At 73.2% G+C, this 18,251-nt stretch carries 22 protein-coding genes, 1 tRNA gene and 1 pseudogene; 12 read left to right on the forward strand and 12 right to left on the reverse strand.

Features of this window, described 5'->3' with window-relative positions; translation table 11 throughout:
* Positions 1–33: 33 nt before the first annotated feature.
* The 4 genes from LC193_RS02650 to LC193_RS02665 all read right to left on the reverse strand — a co-directional run bounded on the left by LC193_RS02650 (position 34) and on the right by LC193_RS02665 (position 3,271).
* On the reverse strand, positions 34–879 hold the full coding sequence (locus LC193_RS02650; RefSeq protein WP_226071028.1) for an SCO1664 family protein: 846 nt from the start codon (positions 877–879) through the stop codon (positions 34–36).
* Positions 840–1,433: a DUF3090 domain-containing protein gene (locus LC193_RS02655; RefSeq protein WP_086161463.1), complete on the reverse strand. Its 594-nt coding sequence runs from the start codon at positions 1,431–1,433 to the stop codon at positions 840–842. Before LC193_RS02655 ends, LC193_RS02650 begins: the two co-directional genes overlap by 40 nt.
* A gap of 65 nt (positions 1,434–1,498) precedes the next feature.
* The gene (locus LC193_RS02660; protein ID WP_226071030.1) at positions 1,499–2,191 is read right to left on the reverse strand and encodes an MSMEG_4193 family putative phosphomutase; all 693 of its coding nucleotides are present in this window, start codon (positions 2,189–2,191) and stop codon (positions 1,499–1,501) included.
* A 30-nt stretch (positions 2,192–2,221) separates the two neighbouring features.
* Entirely contained in the window at positions 2,222–3,271 is a 1,050-nt protein-coding gene (locus LC193_RS02665; RefSeq protein ID WP_226071032.1) for an LLM class F420-dependent oxidoreductase, read from the reverse strand.
* A gap of 85 nt (positions 3,272–3,356) precedes the next feature.
* On the opposite strand from LC193_RS02665, the gene LC193_RS02670 reads away from it, so the two are divergent.
* Positions 3,357–4,343, forward strand: a complete 987-nt coding sequence (locus tag LC193_RS02670) for an aldo/keto reductase (RefSeq protein WP_226071034.1) — start codon at positions 3,357–3,359, stop codon at positions 4,341–4,343.
* Positions 4,328–6,256 carry a helix-hairpin-helix domain-containing protein gene (locus LC193_RS02675; RefSeq protein WP_404819510.1) on the forward strand — a complete coding sequence of 643 codons (1,929 nt, stop codon included), beginning with the start codon at positions 4,328–4,330 and terminating at the stop codon, positions 6,254–6,256. Before LC193_RS02670 ends, LC193_RS02675 begins: the two co-directional genes overlap by 16 nt.
* Before the next feature lie 75 nt (positions 6,257–6,331).
* Here LC193_RS02675 and LC193_RS02680 read toward each other — a convergent pair whose 3' ends face one another.
* Positions 6,332–6,997: a hypothetical protein gene (locus LC193_RS02680; protein WP_226071038.1), complete on the reverse strand. Its 666-nt coding sequence runs from the start codon at positions 6,995–6,997 to the stop codon at positions 6,332–6,334.
* A 47-nt stretch (positions 6,998–7,044) separates the two neighbouring features.
* On the opposite strand from LC193_RS02680, the gene LC193_RS02685 reads away from it, so the two are divergent.
* Entirely contained in the window at positions 7,045–7,233 is a 189-nt protein-coding gene (locus LC193_RS02685) for a DUF5703 family protein (RefSeq protein ID WP_059008558.1), read from the forward strand.
* Positions 7,234–7,288: 55 nt separating this feature from the next.
* Here LC193_RS02685 and LC193_RS29055 read toward each other — a convergent pair whose 3' ends face one another.
* From LC193_RS29055 to LC193_RS02700, 3 genes are all read right to left on the reverse strand, one after another.
* Positions 7,289–8,095: a chaplin gene (locus LC193_RS29055; protein WP_226071040.1), complete on the reverse strand. Its 807-nt coding sequence runs from the start codon at positions 8,093–8,095 to the stop codon at positions 7,289–7,291.
* Positions 8,096–8,240: 145 nt separating this feature from the next.
* Positions 8,241–8,474: a chaplin gene (locus LC193_RS02695; protein WP_086161456.1), complete on the reverse strand. Its 234-nt coding sequence runs from the start codon at positions 8,472–8,474 to the stop codon at positions 8,241–8,243.
* 148 nt (positions 8,475–8,622) lie between these two features.
* Positions 8,623–9,996 carry a M20/M25/M40 family metallo-hydrolase gene (locus LC193_RS02700; RefSeq protein ID WP_404819336.1) on the reverse strand — a complete coding sequence of 458 codons (1,374 nt, stop codon included), beginning with the start codon at positions 9,994–9,996 and terminating at the stop codon, positions 8,623–8,625.
* Between the two features lie 129 nt (positions 9,997–10,125).
* On the opposite strand from LC193_RS02700, the gene LC193_RS02705 reads away from it, so the two are divergent.
* Positions 10,126–10,210: transfer RNA gene (locus tag LC193_RS02705), tRNA-Leu, on the forward strand.
* Positions 10,211–10,461: 251 nt separating this feature from the next.
* Here the strand turns inward: LC193_RS02705 and LC193_RS02710 are convergent.
* Entirely contained in the window at positions 10,462–11,073 is a 612-nt protein-coding gene (locus tag LC193_RS02710; protein ID WP_226071050.1) for a 3'-5' exonuclease, read from the reverse strand.
* Positions 11,070–11,402, reverse strand: coding sequence for a MazG-like family protein (locus LC193_RS02715; protein ID WP_226071059.1), 333 nt, complete (start codon positions 11,400–11,402; stop codon positions 11,070–11,072). The genes LC193_RS02710 and LC193_RS02715 overlap by 4 nt, the downstream gene beginning before the upstream one ends.
* 409 nt (positions 11,403–11,811) lie before the next feature.
* Here LC193_RS02715 and LC193_RS02720 point away from each other — a divergent pair.
* From LC193_RS02720 to LC193_RS02730, 3 genes and pseudogenes are all read left to right on the forward strand, one after another.
* Positions 11,812–12,022: pseudogene (locus LC193_RS02720) on the forward strand (DUF397 domain-containing protein).
* Positions 12,023–12,154: 132 nt separating this feature from the next.
* The gene (locus LC193_RS02725) at positions 12,155–12,448 is read left to right on the forward strand and encodes a hypothetical protein (protein WP_226071061.1); all 294 of its coding nucleotides are present in this window, start codon (positions 12,155–12,157) and stop codon (positions 12,446–12,448) included.
* Positions 12,449–12,459: 11 nt separating this feature from the next.
* Positions 12,460–12,705 carry a type II toxin-antitoxin system RelE family toxin gene (locus tag LC193_RS02730; RefSeq protein WP_226078458.1) on the forward strand — a complete coding sequence of 82 codons (246 nt, stop codon included), beginning with the start codon at positions 12,460–12,462 and terminating at the stop codon, positions 12,703–12,705.
* Positions 12,706–12,810: 105 nt separating this feature from the next.
* Here the strand turns inward: LC193_RS02730 and LC193_RS02735 are convergent, their stop codons facing one another.
* Positions 12,811–12,990 (reverse strand): hypothetical protein, encoded by a 180-nt coding sequence (locus LC193_RS02735; protein ID WP_226071063.1) that lies wholly within the window; start codon positions 12,988–12,990, stop codon positions 12,811–12,813.
* A gap of 169 nt (positions 12,991–13,159) precedes the next feature.
* On the opposite strand from LC193_RS02735, the gene LC193_RS02740 reads away from it, so the two are divergent.
* The 5 genes from LC193_RS02740 to LC193_RS02760 all read left to right on the forward strand — a co-directional run bounded on the left by LC193_RS02740 (position 13,160) and on the right by LC193_RS02760 (position 17,721).
* Positions 13,160–13,675: a hypothetical protein gene (locus LC193_RS02740; protein WP_226071065.1), complete on the forward strand. Its 516-nt coding sequence runs from the start codon at positions 13,160–13,162 to the stop codon at positions 13,673–13,675.
* 82 nt (positions 13,676–13,757) lie between these two features.
* Positions 13,758–14,603 (forward strand): DUF4097 family beta strand repeat-containing protein, encoded by an 846-nt coding sequence (locus tag LC193_RS02745; RefSeq protein WP_226071067.1) that lies wholly within the window; start codon positions 13,758–13,760, stop codon positions 14,601–14,603.
* An 88-nt stretch (positions 14,604–14,691) separates the two neighbouring features.
* Positions 14,692–15,690, forward strand: coding sequence for an ATP-binding cassette domain-containing protein (locus LC193_RS02750; protein ID WP_226071069.1), 999 nt, complete (start codon positions 14,692–14,694; stop codon positions 15,688–15,690).
* Entirely contained in the window at positions 15,687–16,472 is a 786-nt protein-coding gene (locus LC193_RS02755; protein WP_226071071.1) for an ABC transporter permease, read from the forward strand. Before LC193_RS02750 ends, LC193_RS02755 begins: the two co-directional genes overlap by 4 nt.
* A gap of 28 nt (positions 16,473–16,500) precedes the next feature.
* Positions 16,501–17,721, forward strand: coding sequence for a threonine synthase (locus LC193_RS02760; protein ID WP_226071073.1), 1,221 nt, complete (start codon positions 16,501–16,503; stop codon positions 17,719–17,721).
* Between the two features lie 49 nt (positions 17,722–17,770).
* Here the strand turns inward: LC193_RS02760 and LC193_RS02765 are convergent, their stop codons facing one another.
* Entirely contained in the window at positions 17,771–18,202 is a 432-nt protein-coding gene (locus LC193_RS02765; RefSeq protein ID WP_086161442.1) for a PPOX class F420-dependent oxidoreductase, read from the reverse strand.
* Positions 18,203–18,251 lie beyond the last annotated feature (49 nt).

Below are 18,251 nucleotides of genomic sequence, written 5' to 3' on the forward strand. Positions count from 1 at the left end.
CCACCGCCCCGGCCACGACAGGGCCGGGGCGGATCACACCAGGGGCCACGGGATCGCGGGCCACTCCCCGCTCGGCTCGGGATAACGGCCGGTGCGCAGCAGCGCGTCCGTCCTGGCCCGCAGGGCCTCGCACTCCCCGTCGGTGAGCAGCGCGCGCAACCGCGTCAGCAGGGGCTTGCCGTCGGCGAGTTCGGCCGCGAGGGTGCGCAGCGACGCGTGCACCGCGGCGGGCAGCGGCTCACCCGCCCAGCCCCACAGCAGCGTGCGCAGCTTGTTGTCGGTGTGGAACGTGACACCGTGGTCGATGCCGTACAGGCGCCCGTCCGGCAGCGGCAGCAGGTGGCCGCCCTTGCGGTCGCCGTTGTTGATCACCGCGTCGAGCGCGGCGACCCGCCGCAGCCGTTCGTCGTCGGCGTGCACCAGCAGCGCGGTGCGGCCGGCCCCGACCTCGGCGAAGCCGACGGCCTTCCAGCCCGGCTCCGGCACCTCGGCGTCGACCAGCGCGAGCAGCGAGTCGGGCCCGCCCCCGGCGGCCTCCGCGCCCGGCGCGGGGCCCACCCACTGCTGGCACATGCCGCGGCCCAGCGGCCCGTCCCGCAGGACGGTGGGCGGCACCAGGTCCCAGCCCAGGGCGCGCGACACCTCGTAGGCGGCCACCTCGCGCTCGGCCAGGGTGCCGTCGGGGAAGTCCCACAGCGGGCGCTCCCCCGACACGGGCTTGTAGACGCAGTCGAGGCTGCGCCCCGACAGCTCGGCGGTCGCGTAGAGGACGGCGTTGGAGGCGTCGACGATGCGGCCGTGCACCGTCAGCTCGCCGCGGGCGAGCACCTCGTCGGCCGTCACATCCGGCTGCGGCGGTATCCGTTCTGGCGCGGACATACGTGTCCCTCCGGATCGAGCGGCAGGCTGCACAGCGGGCAGGGCGGGCGCCCGGCGTTGACGACTTCGAGTGCGCGTTTGGCGAAGGCCCGGGCCATGGTGCCGCTGAGCCGGACGCGCAGCATGGGCGGGCCGTTCTCGTCGTCCCGCAGCAGCCGCTCCTCCGCCTCGGCGAACGCCTCCTCGGTCTCGGCCTCCAACTCGACCAGCGCCTGGGCCTCGACGATCATGCGTTCGCTGTCGCTGTCCCAGGCCAGGGCCATGGTGCCGACGCGGAACTCCTCCTCGACGGGGGATTGCAGCGGCTGGGTGTCGGTCAGTTCCGCGGGCGCGACGGCGGGCACCGTCGTGTTGCCGCCGGAGCGGCGCACGACCTCGTCGAGCAGCTCGTCGATGCGCTCGGCGAGCGCCTCGACCTGCGCCTTCTCCAGAGCGACGCTGGTCGTGCGGCCGTCCGCCGTGGCCTGAAGAAAAAAGGTACGGCGGCCAGGCAGCCCGACCGTCCCGGCGACAAAGCGTTCGGGAGGATCGTAGAGGAACACCTGACGGGACACGTACTGCTCCGTGGGGTCGACGGTTCGAGACACTGGCACCCTACTGCGGTTCGCGATCACCGTGGTCAGGCACCACCGCCCACCGGGCTCTCGGTGGCCTCCGCGGCGTCGCGCGCGGCCTCCTCGGTGTCCGGAACGAACTCCCCGAGGTCCCCGGTGTCGCCGAAGCGCAGCAGCAGGGGCGGCTCACCGTAGCGGATGGCCGTCACCGACGCCGGGTGCGGGACGATGCGCTGGAACAGGTCGAGGTGCAGGCCCAGGGCGTCGGCCACGATGGCCTTGACGTTGTCCCCGTGCGTGCACATCAGCCAGACGGCGTCCGGCCCGTGCTCCGCCTCGATCCGCGCGTCCCACTCGCGGGCCGCCGCGACCACGCGCGCGTGGACGTCGCGCAGCGCCTCGCCGCCGGGGAAGGTCACGGCCGACGGCTGGCGCCTGACCGTGGCCATCAGCGGCTCGGCCGCGAGGTCCGCGAGCGTGCGTCCCGTCCACTCGCCGTAGTCGCACTCGACGACGCGCGGCTCGGCGTGCACGGGCAGCTCGGGCCGTGCCGCGCGCAGCGGCGCGAGGGTCTCGACGCAGCGTTCCAGCGGGCTGTGCACGGCGGCGGCCAGCGGAACGCCGGACAGGCGGCCCGGCAGCGCGGCGGCCTGCCGCGTGCCGTGCGCGTCGAGCAGGACGCCGGGGGCGCGGCCGGCGAGCACGCCCGAGGAGTTGGCCGTGGTCCGGCCGTGCCGGAGAAGCAGCAGCGTGGGCATGCGGCAAGCGTAGGCCAACGGACGCCGGGCTCAGGCGAGTCCGGCCCGTTCGAGCGCCTCGACGCCCGCGCGCAGCCCCGCGATCCGTTCGTCGAGGGTGAACCCGGCGGGCATGAGCGACAGGGTCGTGGTGCCCGCCTCGGCGTAGGCCCGCATGCGGTCGGCGATGCGCGGCAGCGGGCCGATCAGCGTGGTCTCGTCGATGAGGCGGTGCGGAACGGCCGCCGCGGCCCCCTCCCGGTCACCGGTCAGGTAGCGGCCCTGGATCTCGGCGGCCTCCCGGCCGTAGCCCATGCGCACGGCGAGCCGGTTGTAGAAGTTCTGCCGGTGGCTGCCCATGCCGCCGACGTACAGGGCGGTATACGGCCTGAACTGGTCGGCCAGTGCCTCCAGGTCGTCACCGACGGCGAGCGGGACGGTCGGCACCACGTCGAAGCCGTCCATCGTCAGGCCGGCCGCGGCCCGCCCGGCGCGCAGCGGCGCGAGCGTGGTCTCCTCGGCGTGCTCCGGCGCGAAGAACAGCACGAGCGCGCCGTCGGCGATCTCGCCCGTCTGCGTCAGGTTCTTGGGGCCGATGGCGGCGATGTACAGCGGCACGTGCTCGCGGACGGGGTGGACGGTGAGCTTGATCGGCTTGCCCGGGCCGTCGGGCAGCGGCAGCGTCCAGTGCTCTCCGTGATGGGTCAGCCGTTCGCGGGACATCGCCTTTCGGACGATCTCGACGTACTCCCGGGTCCTGGCCAGCGGGCGGTCGAACTTGGTGCCGTACCAGCCCTCGGAGACCTGGGGTCCCGACACCCCGAGGCCGAGCCGGAACCGGCCGCCGGAGAGCGCGTCCAGGGTCGCCGCCGTCATCGCGGTCATGGCCGGCGCGCGGGCGGGGATCTGCATGATGGCGGCGCCGACGTCGATCCTGCCGGTCTGCGCGGCCACCCACGCCAGCACCGTGGGCGCGTCGGAGCCGTACGCCTCGGCGGCCCAGCAGACGTCGTAGCCGAGCCGGTCGGCCTCCCGCGCCACGGCCAGGTTGTCCGCGTCCATCCCCGCGCCCCAGTAGCCGAGGTTGATCCCGAGTCGCATACGCGCTCCTCCAGCCGCTCTTACCCGTGAGTAACCCAACCGTCCCCCCGGACTGTAACGTGCCCCGCAAGTACGCTCAACGCTCATGGATCTCAGGCACCTGGGCCGCACCGGCCTGCGCGTCTCACGGCTCGGACTCGGCACGCTCACCTGGGGCAGGAGCATCGGGGAGCAGGACGCCGCGGAACTGCTGAAGATGTTCTGGGAGGCCGGCGGCACGCTGGTGGACACCGCGGACGTCTACGGGGACGGCGGTTCCGAGTACCTGCTCGGGCGGCTGCTCGACGGGCTCGTGCCGCGGCAGGACCTGGTCATCGCGACCAAGGCGGGCAGCGTGCCCGACCCCGAGCGGCGGTTCGACGCCTCGCGCGGCCACCTGCTGTCCGCACTGGACGCCTCGCTCGAACGCCTGAACACCGACCACGTGGACCTGTGGCAGGTGCACGCCTTCGACCCCGATACCCCGCTGGAGGAGACGCTCCAGGCCCTGGAGATCGCGGTGGGCAGCGGCCGGGCCAGGTACGCGGGCGTGTCGAACTTCTGCGGCTGGCAGCTGGCCAAGGCCGCCACGTGGCAGCTCGCGGCTCCCGGCGCGCGCACCCGCCTGGCCAGCACGCAGATGGAGTACTCGCTCCTCCAGCGCGGGGTGGAACGCGAGGTGCTGCCCGCCGCGCTCGACCTGGGCGTCGGGCTGCTGCCCTCGTCGCCGCTGGGACGCGGCGTGCTCACCGGCAAGTACCGGCGGGGGAAGGCACCGGCCGGCTCGCGCGGCGCGTCCGACCGCATGGCGGCGTTCGTCGCGCCCTACCTCGACGACACGGCGGGGCACATCGTGGACGCCGTGGCGATAGCCGCCGACGGGCTCGCGGTGACCCCGCTCCAGGTGGCGCTGGCCTGGGTGAGGGACCGGCCCGGGGTGGCCGCCCCCCTGCTCGGCGCGCGGACGGCACGGCAGCTGGACGAGGCGTTGTCAGTGGAGGACCTTAGCCTTCCTGACGAGATCTGCCGGGCGCTCGACGACGTCTCGGCACCCGTGCACCGGTACCCCGACCAGGACTGGAGTTCGCTGTGACCGCCGAGAACGCCGAGGGCGCCGAGCCCGCCGCCCGGGACGCCGCGGCCGAGCTGCGGGCCGCCGTACGCGCCGTCGAGAGCGGTGAGCGCCCGGCCGCCTCCTTCTACACCCGGCCCGCACCGCAGCCGCCCGCCCCGCGGGCCCCCCGCCGGACCGGCGCCGCGCCGGCGCGGGAGGCGCCCCCCGCGGCCGTCCCCGCCGAGCTGCCCGAGCTGCTTGAGCGGGGCGGGGCACCGCGGTCGCTGGCCCCGCGCGTCGCGGCGGCCCTGGGCGAGGGGGCGGCGCGCGAGCTGACGGCCGACCCGTGGCGCCTGCTCGCCGTCGGCGGGGTACGCCCCGAGCAGGCGGACGGCTTCGCCCGCGCGCTGCTCGGGGACCAGTGCACGCCGGCGGACGACCGCAGGACCCGGGCCCTGACCGGCTGGCTGATGGAGCGGGCCGCCGCCGCGGGGCACACCGCCCTGGAGCCGGAGACGGTCGCCAGGGGCCTGGCCGAGCACGCCGTGCCGGATCCGGACGCGGCGGTCCGCGACGCGATCGAGGCCGGAGGGGTGCTCGTCTTCCGGCACACGCCGCCCGGCGGCGCGCGCGAGGCGGAGCCCGGCGGTGAGGAGGCCCCCGTGCGGCTGCTCCTCGGCCTCGAACGGTACGCGCTGGCCGAGGAGAGCCTGGCCGACGGACTGGCGCGGCTGCGCGGCACGTTCGCCCCGCGGCCGACCGCCGACGGCGGCCCCGACTGGGCCGCCGCGGCCACCGCGGCGGCCTCGCCCTCCGCGGCCGAGCTGATCGGTGCGGTGGCCGCGCACCCCGTGGTGCTGCACACCGGCGGCGAGGCCGCCCGCGCGGAGCCGGCCGCGCTGGTCGCGGCGGCGCGCGGCCTCGGCCTGCGCGCGTTCGCCGCCGCGCACAGCGACGACGGCAGGCGGCGCCTGTCCGCTGCGCTGCCCGCCGACGCGGCGGTGACCGTGAGCGGGCTGCTCGACGGCTCGGAGGGGCCGGGACGCGACGAGGACGGACTGCTCGCCGCCGACCTGCTGGCCGTTCTCGACGCGGACCGGCTCGGCGCCGAGGCCGCCGCCGCGCTCGCCGAGTCCCTGCCCGACGGCGCGCGCCTGGTGCTCAGCGGCGACCCGCACCTGCTCGGCGCCGCGGGCCCGGGGCAGGTGCTCGGCGACGTGCTGGCCGCCGGCTTCGGCCCGCACGTCCGCTCCCGCACTCCCGACCCCGGACCGGTCGGCGAACTGGTCTCCGGGATCGGCGTGGGTGAGCTGCTCCAGGTCGCCGCCCCGGAGAACGAAGTGGTGATCGTGCCGGCGCGGGACGCGGGCGAGGCCGTCCACCGCACGGTGCAGCTGGTCACCGACTCGGTGCCGCGGGCCTTCGGCGTGGCGGCGCACGAGGTGTGCGTGATCACGCCGGGGCATGGCGGCGCGGCGGGGACCCGCGTGCTGAACGCGGCGCTCAAGGAACGGCTGAACGCGGGGCCTGGCCGGTTCGCCGGCTTCGACCCGGGCGACCGGGTCGTCCACTCCCCCGCGCCCGGGCACACCCGCATGGCGACCGTGGCCGACGCGGACGAGAGGGGGCTCTGGCTGACCGGCCAGGACGGCCGGTTCGCCGTGTCCCGCGACCTGGTGGCGGACACCGTGCGGCACGGCTGGGCCCTCACCGCGCATCAGGCCGCGGGCCACCGGTGGCCCGCGGTGGTCGCGGTGCTGCCGGGCGACGCCGCGGCCGGTCTCGACCGGGCCTGGGTGTACACGGCCTTCAGCCGTGCGGAGCGCCACCTGTCCGTCGTGCAGGGCACGGGCCCCGCGCTGGCGCAGGCCGTCGCCGCGTCGCCGGCGCCCGCGCGCACGACCCGGCTGCGTGCCCTGCTCGAAGAGCAGACGGCGGCGTCCGGGGCCTGAACGGCAGGGCGGGGCGCCCGCGTTGTCCGCCCGGCGAGCACGCCGCGGCACGCGCGCCCCGCGGGTGCGGCACGCTCAGTCGGCGGCCTCCAGGTCGTCCTCCTCGAACGCCTCGCTGATGTCGAAGCGGCAGATGACACGTTCCGGGTCCACCGACTCGAAGGGAGCCGCCAGCCACTCCCCCGGCTCCGCCGTCTCCTCGGCGGCCGTGACCCACAGCGTCGCGTCGCCCTCCTCCAGGCCGAACTCCTTGTGTCTGCTGGCGATCTCGTCCGGGTCGAACTCGCCGAACAGCACACCGAGCGCGGCCTGCATGCCGCGTCCGCCGCCCTCGCCGTCCTCCCCGTCCTCGTACTCGCCGTCCGTCGCGTCGGGGTCGAGTTCCGCGACGCGCTGTGCCTGCGCCAGGAGCCGCCTGGGCTCGACCACCGTGTAGTCCCGCCGGATGAACACGCTGAGCGCGTCCGGGTCCCGCGGTCCGGCGTACTCGGCCCCGCCGCCGGTCTCCGGCACCTCGAACGGGGTCACCTCGTCGTAGGCGTCGTAGAGCAGCTCGTCGTACGCCTCACCCGCGGCGGCCATGTCGTTGAACGCGGCGAACACAGCGGCGTCCGCCTCGGCACCCGCCTCGGGCGCCTCGGCTCGCCGTTCGATGGCGGCGAGATGCCGGTCGATCGCCTCCTTGAGCGCGTCGGCGGCGGCGCGGACTTCGGCAGCGGTCGGCTGCACAGCATCAGACATGGTGCAGACGGTATCGGCATCGGGGGCTTGCCCGCACAATAGATACGATGCCGGAATATGAGTTTCGCGATGTGTATGTGCCGCGGGGGGTCTCCCGGGCCGCCGCCACCCGCCTGCTGACCGAGCACGCCGAGTACGGCCACTGGGAGTTGGCCAGGCTGCGCCTGTATCCGGACGGCAGCCGCCGGGTGCGGCTGCGGCGGCGCATCATCCGTCAGTTGCGCCCCACATGGTGACGAGTGGGCCCCGCCCACGGGCGGAACCCACTCGTCACGCTGCCTGCCGCCGGGGTCAGCCCTGGCGGGCCAGACGGCCGCGCCGGTAGAGCACGACCCCGCCGACCAGCAGACCGGCTCCGAGCGGGAGCACGGCTCCCGCCGGAACGCCGCCGCCGGTCGCGGCCAGCTCGCCGGACTGCTCCGGATCGGCACTGACCGGGTCGGCCACCGGGGCCGGGTCGGCCGGCCGCGGAGCGGGCTCGTCCGCCACCGGGTCGGCCGGCGGCGCCGGGTCGCCCGGCGTTTCGGGAGCCGCCGGGTCCCCTGGCGCCTCCGGCTGCGCCGGTGGCACCGGCGCCGGCGGGAGTTCGGCGTCCACGGCGCAGCCGTTGCCGAACACGGGGTTGAGCACACCGACCACGTCGATGCTGTTGCCGCACGCGGTGACCGGCGCGTTCACCGGCACCTCGACGGCGTTCCCCGAGGCCACGCCCGGGGAACCGATGGCCGCCCCGCTCGCCTCCGCGCCACCGCCGCCGACGCTGCCGCCGCCCGCCTGGCTCTCGGCGCCGCCGCCGCTGCTCTCGCCGCCGCCGCTCTCACTACCGCCGGCGGAACCGGGGCCGCCGTGCGCGCCGCCGTCGACGACGCAGTTGTTGCCGAAGGCCGGATTGAGCACACCGACCACGTTGACCGTGTTCCCACAGGCCGTGACCGGCGCGTTCACCGGCACCTGGATGGTGTTGCCCGAGGCCACCCCGGGCGAGTTCGCGGCAGCGCCGCCGGCGTTCGACTCCGCGCTCGCACCACCGGCCGCAAGGCCGAACAAGCCGCCGGCGGCGGCCACGGTGATCAGGCCCTTTCTCGTGACCTGTCGCATGCTGATTCCCCTGCCTCGATTCTCATGTACGCGGGGTGGGGGGATGAGGGCACCCGCGCCTGTCTGTGCAGCCGGAACGGCCCCGGAGGGACGGTACTCGCCCTCCGGGGCCGTGGCTCATGCCCTCAAGAAACGGACCGGAGCCTCAGTTGACGATGCAGGTGTTGCCGAAGGCCGGGTTCAGAACGCCGATGATGTCAACGGTGTTCCCGCAGACGGTGATCGGGAGGTTGATCGGCACCTGGACGACGTTCCCGGAAAGGACACCGGGAGAACCGACAGCGGCACCCCCGGCGTTGGACTCGGCAAGCGCCATACCCGACCCGGCCAGCATCAGACCGCCGGTGGCAGCCGCGACAGCGACGACCTTCTTGATCATTCTTCCTCCTTGGTGACAATGCGGTCCCAGCCGGGGACTGCACTTCCTGCAACGAGGAGGAGTGAAACGAGGGCACGAAACCCCGGGGTCTTTCACTCACCTTGAGGAACGCCGGACGCATGAACGATTCTCACGCGCCGCCGCGCCCTCAGCACTGATCGAGGAAACGATCCAGCACCCTGACCCCGAACGTGAGTCCGTCGACGGGCACGCGCTCGTCCACGCCGTGGAACATGCCCGCGAAGTCCAGCTCCGGCGGCAGCTTCAGCGGCGCGAACCCGAAGCCGCGGATGCCCAGGTCGTCGAACGACTTGGCGTCCGTGCCGCCGGACAGCATGTAGGGGACCGCCCGCGCGATGGGGTCCTCGGCCTGGAGGGCCGACTGCATCGCGTCGACCAGCGCACCGTCGAACGTGGTCTCCAGGGCCTTGTCGGCGTGCACGTCCTCGCGCCTGACCCGCGGGCCGAGCAGCCGGTCGAGGTCGGCCAGGAACTCCTCCTCGTAGCCGGGCAGGAACCGCCCGTCCACGTGTGCGGTGGCCTGGCCGGGGATGACGTTCACCTTGTATCCGGCGCCGAGCTGGGTGGGCGCGGCGGTGTTCTGGAGCGTCGCGCCGATGATCTTGGCGATGCCGCCGAGCTTGGCGAGCGTCTCGTCCATGTTCTCCGGGTCGAGTTCCGTGCCCAGGGCGTCGGACAGCTCGTCGAGGAACGACCGGACGGTCTTGGTGACCCGGACGGGGAACCGGTGCCGCCCGACCCGCGCGACCGCCTCGCACAGCTCCGTGATCGCGTTGTCGTTGTTGGTCATCGAGCCGTGGCCCGCGGTGCCGTCGACGGTCAGCCGCATCCAGTGCATGCCCTTCTGGGCGGTCTCCACCAGGTAGAGGCGCAGCTTCTCGTTCACGGTGAAGGAGAAGCCGCCGACCTCGCTGATCGCCTCGGTGACCCCCTCGAACAGCTCCGGGTGGTGGTCGACGAGGTACCGGGCGCCGTACCGGCCGCCCGCCTCCTCGTCCGCGAGGAACGCGACCACCACGTCCCGCGGCGGCTTGCGCCCCGTGCGCAGCCGGTCGCGGATCACGGCCAGGGTCATGGCGTCCATGTCCTTCATGTCGACCGCCCCGCGCCCCCAGACGCACCCGTCGGCGATCTCCCCGGAGAACGGGTGGTGCGTCCAGTCGTCGGCGTTGGCCGGAACGACGTCGGTGTGCCCGTGGATGAGCAGCGCGGGTCGGGAGGGATCGGCGCCCTCGATCCTGGCCACGGTGGAGGCGCGGCCGGGGCGGGACTCGAAGATCCGCGGTTCGAGCCCCACCTCGGCCAGCTGCTCCGCCACGTACTCGGCCGCCGCGCGCTCCCCGGGCCCCGAGTCGTCCCCGTAATTGCTGGTGTCGATGCGGATGAGGTCGCGGCACAGACCGACCACCTCGTCCTCCGCGCGACGGCTGACTCCGTCCCGGTCCGGTGTCGGGCTCGACTGACTCACGCTGCCTCCTCCTGCGTTCGGCGCTGGCCCCATCCTCCACCCACGCCCCCACCGGCCCCAAGACCAGGCCCGCTCCCGGGCCGCCCACCGGTGGACACCGCACCCCCCGGACTTTGCTATGGTTTTCCCGTCGCCAGGGCGCATGCCCGAGCGGCACACCCCGTCCGGGTGGCGGAATGGCAGACGCGCTAGCTTGAGGTGCTAGTGCCCGTTTAAGGGCGTGGGGGTTCAAGTCCCCCCTCGGACACTCACAGAGACCCCGGCTGAGCTGGGGTTTTTCTGTTGTCATGGGCTTCCGGGGGTCCCGTATGGCCAACCGCGTGGCCAACGGAGGCGGTCTCGCCGGTCCGCGGCCACGGCGCCGCGACCGCTCCGGCGCCCCGGACCTCCGCGGACCGCACGCCGCCGGGGCCCCGGGCGGCCTCCGCCTCCTTCTCGCCTGTGATGACCTCTCTCAGCCCGGCCTCCTCCACACGGGCCCGGCGGTCGCCGTGGAGGTCAGAAGAGTGTTTCCGGTGCGGTCGGCCGTGCTGCGGGTTCGGACGGCGCGCATCCCGGCAGCGTGCCCTTCACGGCCAGTTCTTCCCAGGAGGAGTAGTGGGCGGCCATCGCGAGGAGGAGTTGGGCCGCGGCGAAGGCGTCGCAGGGGGCTCGGTGGCGCTGTCCTGGCGCCCTGGTGAGGTCGAGGCCGACGTGCTCGGTGAGAGCGTCGAGCGTGTGACTCGTGGCGTCCGGGTACGTCGTCCGGGCCAGGCGAAGGGTGTCGACGACCCCGGCCGGCGTCCACGCGGGGAGATGCCTGCGGAGAACGCGGTACTCGACGGAGGCGTTGTGGGCGCAGATCCAGGCGTCGCCCAGGGCCGTGTTGACTTCTTCGGCGACCTCGGACCACTCCGGGCAGTCGGCCAGGTCATCGTTGGTGAGTTTGTGGACGCGGGTGGCGAAGGAGGTCACCGGGATGGGCGGTCGGACGAGCCAGGCCCCGGCTGCCTCGATGTCGAAGCAGCCGTTTCGAATGGGGAGCACCGCGACCTCCACCAGGTCGGGAGGGGTCGCCCCGTTGCCTTCGATGTCGACGGCCAGCAGCCGGGGCCACGACGCGTCGTTCACGTGGACGGCCCGGTCGCCTCAAGGGAGCGCCGGGCGACGCGGCTGAGGTGGTACTCGAAGACCTGCTGCGCGTCCGGGTTGATGGTCGCCAAAGACACCATGCCGGTGAGGATGACGTCGCACAGTTCCTTCTCCACATCGGTCCAGGTGTGGCTGGCGCCCTTCCGCGGGTTCGAGCCCATGGCGCCGTGGATAGCCTCGGCGACCTCCCCCGCCTCCTCCTGAATCTTCAGCACGCGCAGGAGGCGGGTCAGCTCCGGGGGGTGGGTGTCGTTGGCGTCGAGCCATTCCACGAGGCGCTTGATCGTGGTCCAGGTCGCCGAGTCCATGTGCTCACCGATTCGTGATGGAGGTGGGGGGGCCGGCTGCCGGAAGAGAGTTCCCGCGGTCGGCATGACAGCAGGGCCGGACCCTACCAATGGGTCGGTGACAGGGGGGCGGAGTTCGGCGGACATCGCAGAGTGGTCAGTCGGCCGAGTTTCGCGCGGCTCGTGCACGTAGGAGCAGTCCACCACGACGGGTGTGAGGTGCCCGGAGACCAGTCATAGAACTCGTACTCGAAGGGCTGGAAGAAGCCGTACCGGGCCGGTGCGTGGGTTCGAGAATGGTGAGGCCACCGAGAACGAGCCGCGCGGCCGGAGCGGTCCCTGTCGGGATTGCTTCGCGACATGCCGTCAGGAAGCGGCACTTGCGGTCGGCCTCCGTCGCCTCGATCCAGCAGATACGAAAGGGCACCCCGTGACGTCCGAAGCACCGCGTTGGTTCACCTCCTCCTACAGCGACAACGGTGGCGCCTGCGTGGAGGCCGCCGCCAACTACGCGGCGACGCCAAGGGGTGGTGCCGGTCCGCGACTCCAAAAGCCTCGACGGTCCGGTGCTGCACTTCCCGACCGCCGCGTTCTCGACGTTCGTGGCGGGGATCAAGGACGGAAGAATGGGCACCACCTGATCGCCAGGCCAGCTGTCTGCTGATGGTGCCCCGTCGTTCGATGCGATGGGATCAACTGGCTCCGGCACCGACGAGAGCCCACTGCTCTCCGTCGAGACGGGAACCTCTGCCCACGCCGGTAAACTTTCGCGCATGAGTGATTACGCTCCGTTGCGCGGCTTGGTGAAGCTCGGCCCCTGGGATGCCATCCCGCTGTCTGCCGCCGGAGAGCAGTTGGCCGTTCTCGCTCGGCGCGTGGCCGACTCCCGCGAGGAGATCGCGTTGACCGACGAGGACGGCGCCATCGTCGCCGTCGTCATCAGCCCCTCGAAGCTGGAAGACCTGGAGGAAGAGCTCGCCCTCACGCGCAACGAGATCGACCGGCGAGACGGCAAGGAACCGATTTCGCACGAAGATCTGGTGGCCAAGCTGAGGAGTGACGAGTGAGCCGGGGACGCGTGCAGTACACCCCGGAGGCGGAACGCTCACTGACTCGGCTGGCCAAAGCTGACCCAGCCGGCATCGATCAGGTCTTGGACAGCCTCAATCTCCTGCTCAGGAACCCTCGCCCCTCGGGAGCCCATCCATACGGGCCCGACCAGTTCCGCATGCGCGTCGGCTTCTACCGAGTGCTCTACAAGATCGTGAGCAGTAAACCGTTGGTCATTGGCGTCGAACACGTGGGCAGGACTCGGACCCCCTGAGAGGGGCAAGTTCACCGCCCCAACCCGGGAGTTGCGCGTTGGCCCTCGGGGCCGACTGCCGGGGTCGTGGCGAGTGGTGCACGGTGCACAGGCCCTCCGGGACGGTCAGCCGAGCGCGCGCAGTACCCACCGCACCGCCCCCGTGATTCCGCGCCAGATCCATCCGAACAGCCCGGAGGCCACGGCCAAGTCGGCGGCGTCCGCCCGGCCCGAGCCGGCGCCGCACCGGGAGCAGGAGCGGGGCCAGCGGCGCTTGGCCGCACCGCACTTCTTGCACTTCGCCATGGCCTCATTCTTCTTGCCCCCTCGCCCCCTCCCGCACGGCCCCTGCTTCCGCTCTGGACGGCCCGAACCACTGCGGGCGGCATCACCATGGCACACCATGGCGCCGCCCGGTGCCACATGGCGCCACTAGGGCTTGCGCATGGTGCCACCATGATGCCATGATGGCGTCATGGACCTCACTCCGTATGTCGAGACCCTCCGCCGCGACCTCGCGGTGGCCGCAGAAGCCGGCGGGGAGGACGCCCGCGAACTGGCCGAACGGCTCACCGCGCCGCTGGAGTCGGCGACCCGGCTGGCCATGCTGCACGTGCTCTCCGCCGCGATGGACGAGATCACCCGTGAACTCGCCCCCGGCTCGGTCGATGTCCGGCTGCGCGGCCTCGACCCCGACTTCGTGGTGACGCCGCCGCCCGCCGGCGGCGCCCCGGTGGAGGTCGCGGCGCCTGCCCCCGCCGAACCCGCCACGCCGCCGGCGGACGGCGACGAGGGCGGCACCGCCCGCGTCAACCTGCGCCTGCCGGCCCATCTCAAGGCGCGGGCCGAGGAGGCCGCGGGGCGCGAGGGCCTGTCGGTCAACGCGTGGCTGGTGCGGGCGGTCTCGGCCGCGGTGGAGGGCGGCGCCCGGCCGCGCGCCGCGGAGCCGGTCCAGACCATCGGCCAGAGATTCACGGGTTGGGTGCGCTAGCCGCACCGCTGCCCGCGCCATTCCCCTCACACCACGTCCCACCTGCGGGGACGCTCCGATGACTCACGAGAACGGGACAACCATGCCTACATTCAACACTCCAGCGCCGATCTCGGTCACCGCACACGTGGAGGCCGGTTCCATCCGGTTCATCGCGGCAGACCGCCTCGACACCATCGTCGAGGTGCGCCCCCGCGACCCGGAGCGCGACCACGACGTGCGGGCGGCCGACCAGGCCGAGATCACCTGCGCGGGCGGCGAGCTGACCGTCAGGACACCCAAGAGCCGTTCCCTGTTCGGCCGCACCGGCACCGTCGACGTGACGGTCCAGCTGCCCGCGGACTCACGCCTCGACGTGACCGGCGCCTGGGCCCAGGTGCTCGGCGAAGGGAAGCTCGGCGAGGTCCGTGTGAAGACCTCGACGGGTGACGTGCGCCTCGACACGACCGGCCCGCTGCGGCTTTCCGCCTCGCACGGTTCGATCAACGTGGACCGGGTCGAGGGCAAGGCCGAGATCACGACCAGTTCCGGCAGCCTGCGCGTCGGCCTCCTCAACGGCCCCGCCGTGCTGAAGAACTCGTACGGCAGCACGGTCGTCCGCGCCGTGACCGGAGATCTGCGGGTGAACGCCGCCCACGGCGACATCGACATCGCGCGCGCCGAGTCCTCGGTCGCCGCGACCACCGCGCACGGCGCCGTACGCCTCGCCGATGTCGCCCGCGGCACCGTCCAGTTGGAGACCTCCTACGGTGCCATCGAGATCGGCATCCGCGAGGGCACCGCCGCCTGGCTCGACGTCAACTCCGGCTCGGGCCAGGTCCGCAACACCCTCGCCACGGCCGAGGGCGCCCGGCGGGGCGAGGACACCCTGGAGGTCCGCGCCCGCACCCGGCACGGCGCCATCGACATCCTGCGCGCCGGAAGCTGAACGCCGCACCTCCGCCCGGCCGGCCCTTTTCCGCAGCGACCCAGCGACGTCACTCCTCCGAACGGGGAACCCCATGCCTTCACCTGTCATGCCCACATCCAGCACGGGCGGCGGTGCGCCGCCGGCCGCCGTCTCCGCCACCGGTCTGCGCAAGTCCTTCGGCGACAAGACCGTGCTCGACGGCATCGATCTGCGCATCCCGGCCGGGTCCGTGTTCGCGCTGCTCGGGCCGAACGGCGCGGGCAAGACCACCGTCGTGAAGATCCTCTCCACGCTGATCACCCCCGACGCCGGGCAGGCCCGGGTCGCGGGCCACGACATCGCCGCGTCACCGGACGGGGTGCGGGCCGCGATCGGGGTCACCGGGCAGTTCTCCGCCGTCGACGGCCTGATCACCGGCGAGGAGAACATGCTCCTCATGGCGGACCTGCACCACCTGCCCAAGCGCGATGGGCGGCGCGTGGCCGCCGAACTGCTGGAGCGGTTCGGCCTCGCGGAAGCCGCGGGGAAGCCCGCCCAGAACTACTCGGGCGGCATGCGGCGCCGCCTCGACATCGCCATGACCCTCGTCGGCGACCCGCGCGTCATCTTCCTCGACGAGCCGACCACCGGCCTCGACCCGCGCTCGCGCCACACCATGTGGCAGATCATCCGCGAACTCGTCTCCGGCGGCGTCACCGTCCTCCTCACCACCCAGTACCTGGAGGAAGCCGACGAGCTGGCCGACCGCATCGCCGTGCTCAACGACGGCAGGATCGCGGCCGAGGGCACCGCGGACGAGCTGAAGCGGCTCGTCCCCGGCGGCCACGTCCGGCTCCGCTTCCTCGACCCGGCCGCGTACCGGAGCGCCGCGGGCGCCCTGCGCGAGGCCGTCAGGGACGACGAGGCACTGACCTTGCGGATGCCGAGCGACGGCAGCCAGCGCGAACTGCGCTCCCTCCTCGACTGGCTCGACGCGGCCGGCGTCGAGGCGGACGAACTCACCGTGCACACCCCCGACCTCGACGACGTGTTCTTCGCCCTGACCGGCTCCGGCGCGCCCGCCGGGACCGGCCGCGGCGATCGTACCCAGGAGAATGTCCGATGAGCGCCCTCTCCCTCGCCGTGCGCGACTCCTCCACGATGCTGCGCCGCAACCTGCTGCACGTGCGCCGCTATCCGTCGATGACCCTGAATCTGCTGCTGACGCCGGTCGTACTGCTGCTGCTCTTCGTCCACGTCTTCGGGGACGTCATGAGCGCGGGCGTCGGCGGCGCGGGCCGCTCCGAGTACCTCGCGTACATCGTCCCCGGCATCCTGCTGCTGACCATCGGGGGCACCACGATCGGCAGCGCGGTGTCCGTCTCCACCGACATGGCCGAGGGCATCATCGCCCGCTTCCGCACCATGGCGATCCACCGCGGAGCGGTGCTCATCGGGCATGTCGTGGGCAGCGTGCTGCAATGCGCGGCGAGCGTGCTGCTCGTCGGGGCCGTCGCGGTGGCCATCGGCTTCCGCACGACGGACGCCGCTCCGTTGGAGTGGCTGGCGGCGTTCGCACTGCTCGTCCTGTTCTCCCTGGCGCTCACATGGATCGCCGTCGGGATCGGCCTGGTCAGCCCGAACGCCGAGGCCGCGAGCAACAACGCGTTGCCGCTGATCTTCCTGCCGCTCATCTCCAGCGCCTTCGTCCCGGTGGACACGATGCCCGGCTGGTTCCGGCCGATCGCCGAGTACCAGCCGTTCACGCCCGCCATCGAGACCCTGCGCGGCCTGCTGCTCGGCAGCGGGATCGGCCACAACGGGTGGCTGGCGCTCGCCTGGTGCCTCGCGCTGACCGGGCTCGGCCACCTCTGGTCGCGGGCCTCGTTCAACCGCCCGCAGCGGTAGCGCGGACGGCCGGATTAGGATCGGCTCCGTGGCGACCAACAACTCCTCGGCGACCGTGCAGCGTTCACTGGGCGACCCGGCCCTCGCCTACCCGCTGTGGCCGCCGCTGACCGAGGGGTGCCCCGAGACGGCCACCGGTGACACCGTTCTGCCGGTCGAGGTCGACTACGACTACGGGCGGGTCTCCGCCGCGCTGTTCTCCCCGGCCGGCGGGCCTGCGGCGCGCGGCACCGGCCTGGACCGGTGGGCGCCGCTGCTCCCGCCGCTGGCCGCGCCCGGTCTCGGCGAGGGCGGCACCCCGCTGGTCGAACTCGAAGCCGGGGTCTACGTCAAGGACGAGTCGCGCAACCCCACGTGGAGCCACAAGGACCGCCTGAACCGCTGCACCACCAGTGCCGCGGTCGGCGTGGGCGCGCCGGGCATCGTGGTCGCCTCCTCGGGCAACCACGGCGCGTCGGCGGCTGCGTACGCGGCCCGCGCCGGCCTGCCGTGCGTGGTGTTCACGGGGCCCGACCTGCCGCCGGCGGTCGACGCGTTCCTCGGCGCCTACGGCGCGGTGGTGCTGCCGGTGCCGTGGGAGGCGCGGTGGCCGTTGATGCGGCAGGTCGTCGACCGCGTGGGCCTGCACCCGGTCAGCAACCTCACCCCGACGCACACGGGGCACGCCTTCGGGCCCGAGGGCTACAAGACCATCGCGTACGAGATCTTCCTCGACATCGGCGTACCGAAAGCCGTGTTCGTGCCCACCGGCTACGGCGAACTGCTCTACGGGGTGTGGAAGGGCTTCACGGAACTGCGGCGGCTCGGCCTGACCGATCGCCTGCCCCGCATGGTCGCCTGCGAGTCCGCCGCCGCCGCGCCCCTGGCCAAGGCCGTGCGCGAGGGGGTCCCCGCGGCGCACGTGGCCGTGGAGCCGACCGACGCGTACGCGATCGTCGCCGCCGTCAGCGGCTACCGCGGCGTGGTCGCCGTCCGCGACAGCGGCGGCGAGGTGGTCGCACTCGACGACGGGCAGCTGCGGGCCGCCCGCGACGAGCTGGCCCGGGCCGGCCTGTGGGCCGAGCTCTCCGCCGCCGCGGGCCTCGCCGGGCTGCGCGCCGTCGGGGGTGGTGACGACGGGCCGGTGGTCTGCGTGTCCACGTCGAGCGGTTTCAAGGACCGTTCCGTCGGCACCCTGACGACCGAACCCATCGCCGGGGACTGGGAGTCGGTGAGCCGGCGGCTGCGCGCGGCGGGGCTCGGCGACTGACACGCCGGCCCGCGCCCCGGAACGGCCGCGGGCCGGTCCTGAACGGCCGTCAGCCGATCGTGGCCCCGTACACGCGGTCGACCGGCATCGTGATGAGCATGCGGCGGTCGTTCACCATCACGGAGCGGTACTCGTCCCAGTCCGGGTGCTCCCCCGCCGCGGCGCGGTAGTAATCGACCAGCGCCTCGACCTCGGGGCCGTGCCGGTCGGTGCCTGGCCCGGTGAGGGTCACGGTGCCCTCGGCGGTGGCCCACGAGAGCCCGTCGGCGCTGGTGACCTCAAGCGCGGCCCGGGGGTCGCGGCGGAGGTTCGCGGTCTTGGCGAGGCCCTCGTTCGTGGACACGTAGAGGATGTTGGACCGCTGGTCGTAGAAGGGCTGGACGGGTGACAGCTGGGGGCGGCCGTCCGCCTTGATGGTCGCGAGGACGCCGAGGCGGCTTTCGGCCAGCAGGGCACGCGGGTTGAATGGTGTGACGGTCATGGAGGCATCATCAACCTTCACACCGATATGAAGGTCAAGGAGGAGCGGT

It is taken from the genome of Streptomyces marincola, assembly GCF_020410765.1.
Taxonomy (GTDB): domain Bacteria; phylum Actinomycetota; class Actinomycetes; order Streptomycetales; family Streptomycetaceae; genus Streptomyces; species Streptomyces marincola.

Coding starts and splice junctions, on each gene's coding strand:
- LC193_RS02695 (WP_086161456.1), bottom strand. CDS start 8,474: ATGATCAAGAAGGTCGTCGCTGTCGCGGCTGCCACCGGCGGTCTGATG.
- LC193_RS02765 (WP_086161442.1), bottom strand. CDS start 18,202: ATGACCGTCACACCATTCAACCCGCGTGCCCTGCTGGCCGAAAGCCGC.
- LC193_RS02685 (WP_059008558.1), top strand. CDS start 7,045: ATGCCGGAATATGAGTTTCGCGATGTGTATGTGCCGCGGGGGGTCTCC.
- LC193_RS02700 (WP_404819336.1), bottom strand. CDS start 9,996: ATGGGGCCAGCGCCGAACGCAGGAGGAGGCAGCGTGAGTCAGTCGAGC.
- LC193_RS02745 (WP_226071067.1), top strand. CDS start 13,758: ATGCCTACATTCAACACTCCAGCGCCGATCTCGGTCACCGCACACGTG.
- LC193_RS02740 (WP_226071065.1), top strand. CDS start 13,160: ATGGACCTCACTCCGTATGTCGAGACCCTCCGCCGCGACCTCGCGGTG.
- LC193_RS02680 (WP_226071038.1), bottom strand. CDS start 6,997: ATGTCTGATGCTGTGCAGCCGACCGCTGCCGAAGTCCGCGCCGCCGCC.
- LC193_RS02750 (WP_226071069.1), top strand. CDS start 14,692: ATGCCCACATCCAGCACGGGCGGCGGTGCGCCGCCGGCCGCCGTCTCC.
- LC193_RS02755 (WP_226071071.1), top strand. CDS start 15,687: ATGAGCGCCCTCTCCCTCGCCGTGCGCGACTCCTCCACGATGCTGCGC.
- LC193_RS02650 (WP_226071028.1), bottom strand. CDS start 879: ATGTCCGCGCCAGAACGGATACCGCCGCAGCCGGATGTGACGGCCGAC.
- LC193_RS29055 (WP_226071040.1), bottom strand. CDS start 8,095: ATGCGACAGGTCACGAGAAAGGGCCTGATCACCGTGGCCGCCGCCGGC.
- LC193_RS02725 (WP_226071061.1), top strand. CDS start 12,155: ATGAGTGATTACGCTCCGTTGCGCGGCTTGGTGAAGCTCGGCCCCTGG.
- LC193_RS02735 (WP_226071063.1), bottom strand. CDS start 12,990: ATGGCGAAGTGCAAGAAGTGCGGTGCGGCCAAGCGCCGCTGGCCCCGC.
- LC193_RS02660 (WP_226071030.1), bottom strand. CDS start 2,191: ATGCCCACGCTGCTGCTTCTCCGGCACGGCCGGACCACGGCCAACTCC.
- LC193_RS02715 (WP_226071059.1), bottom strand. CDS start 11,402: ATGGACTCGGCGACCTGGACCACGATCAAGCGCCTCGTGGAATGGCTC.
- LC193_RS02665 (WP_226071032.1), bottom strand. CDS start 3,271: ATGCGACTCGGGATCAACCTCGGCTACTGGGGCGCGGGGATGGACGCG.
- LC193_RS02670 (WP_226071034.1), top strand. CDS start 3,357: ATGGATCTCAGGCACCTGGGCCGCACCGGCCTGCGCGTCTCACGGCTC.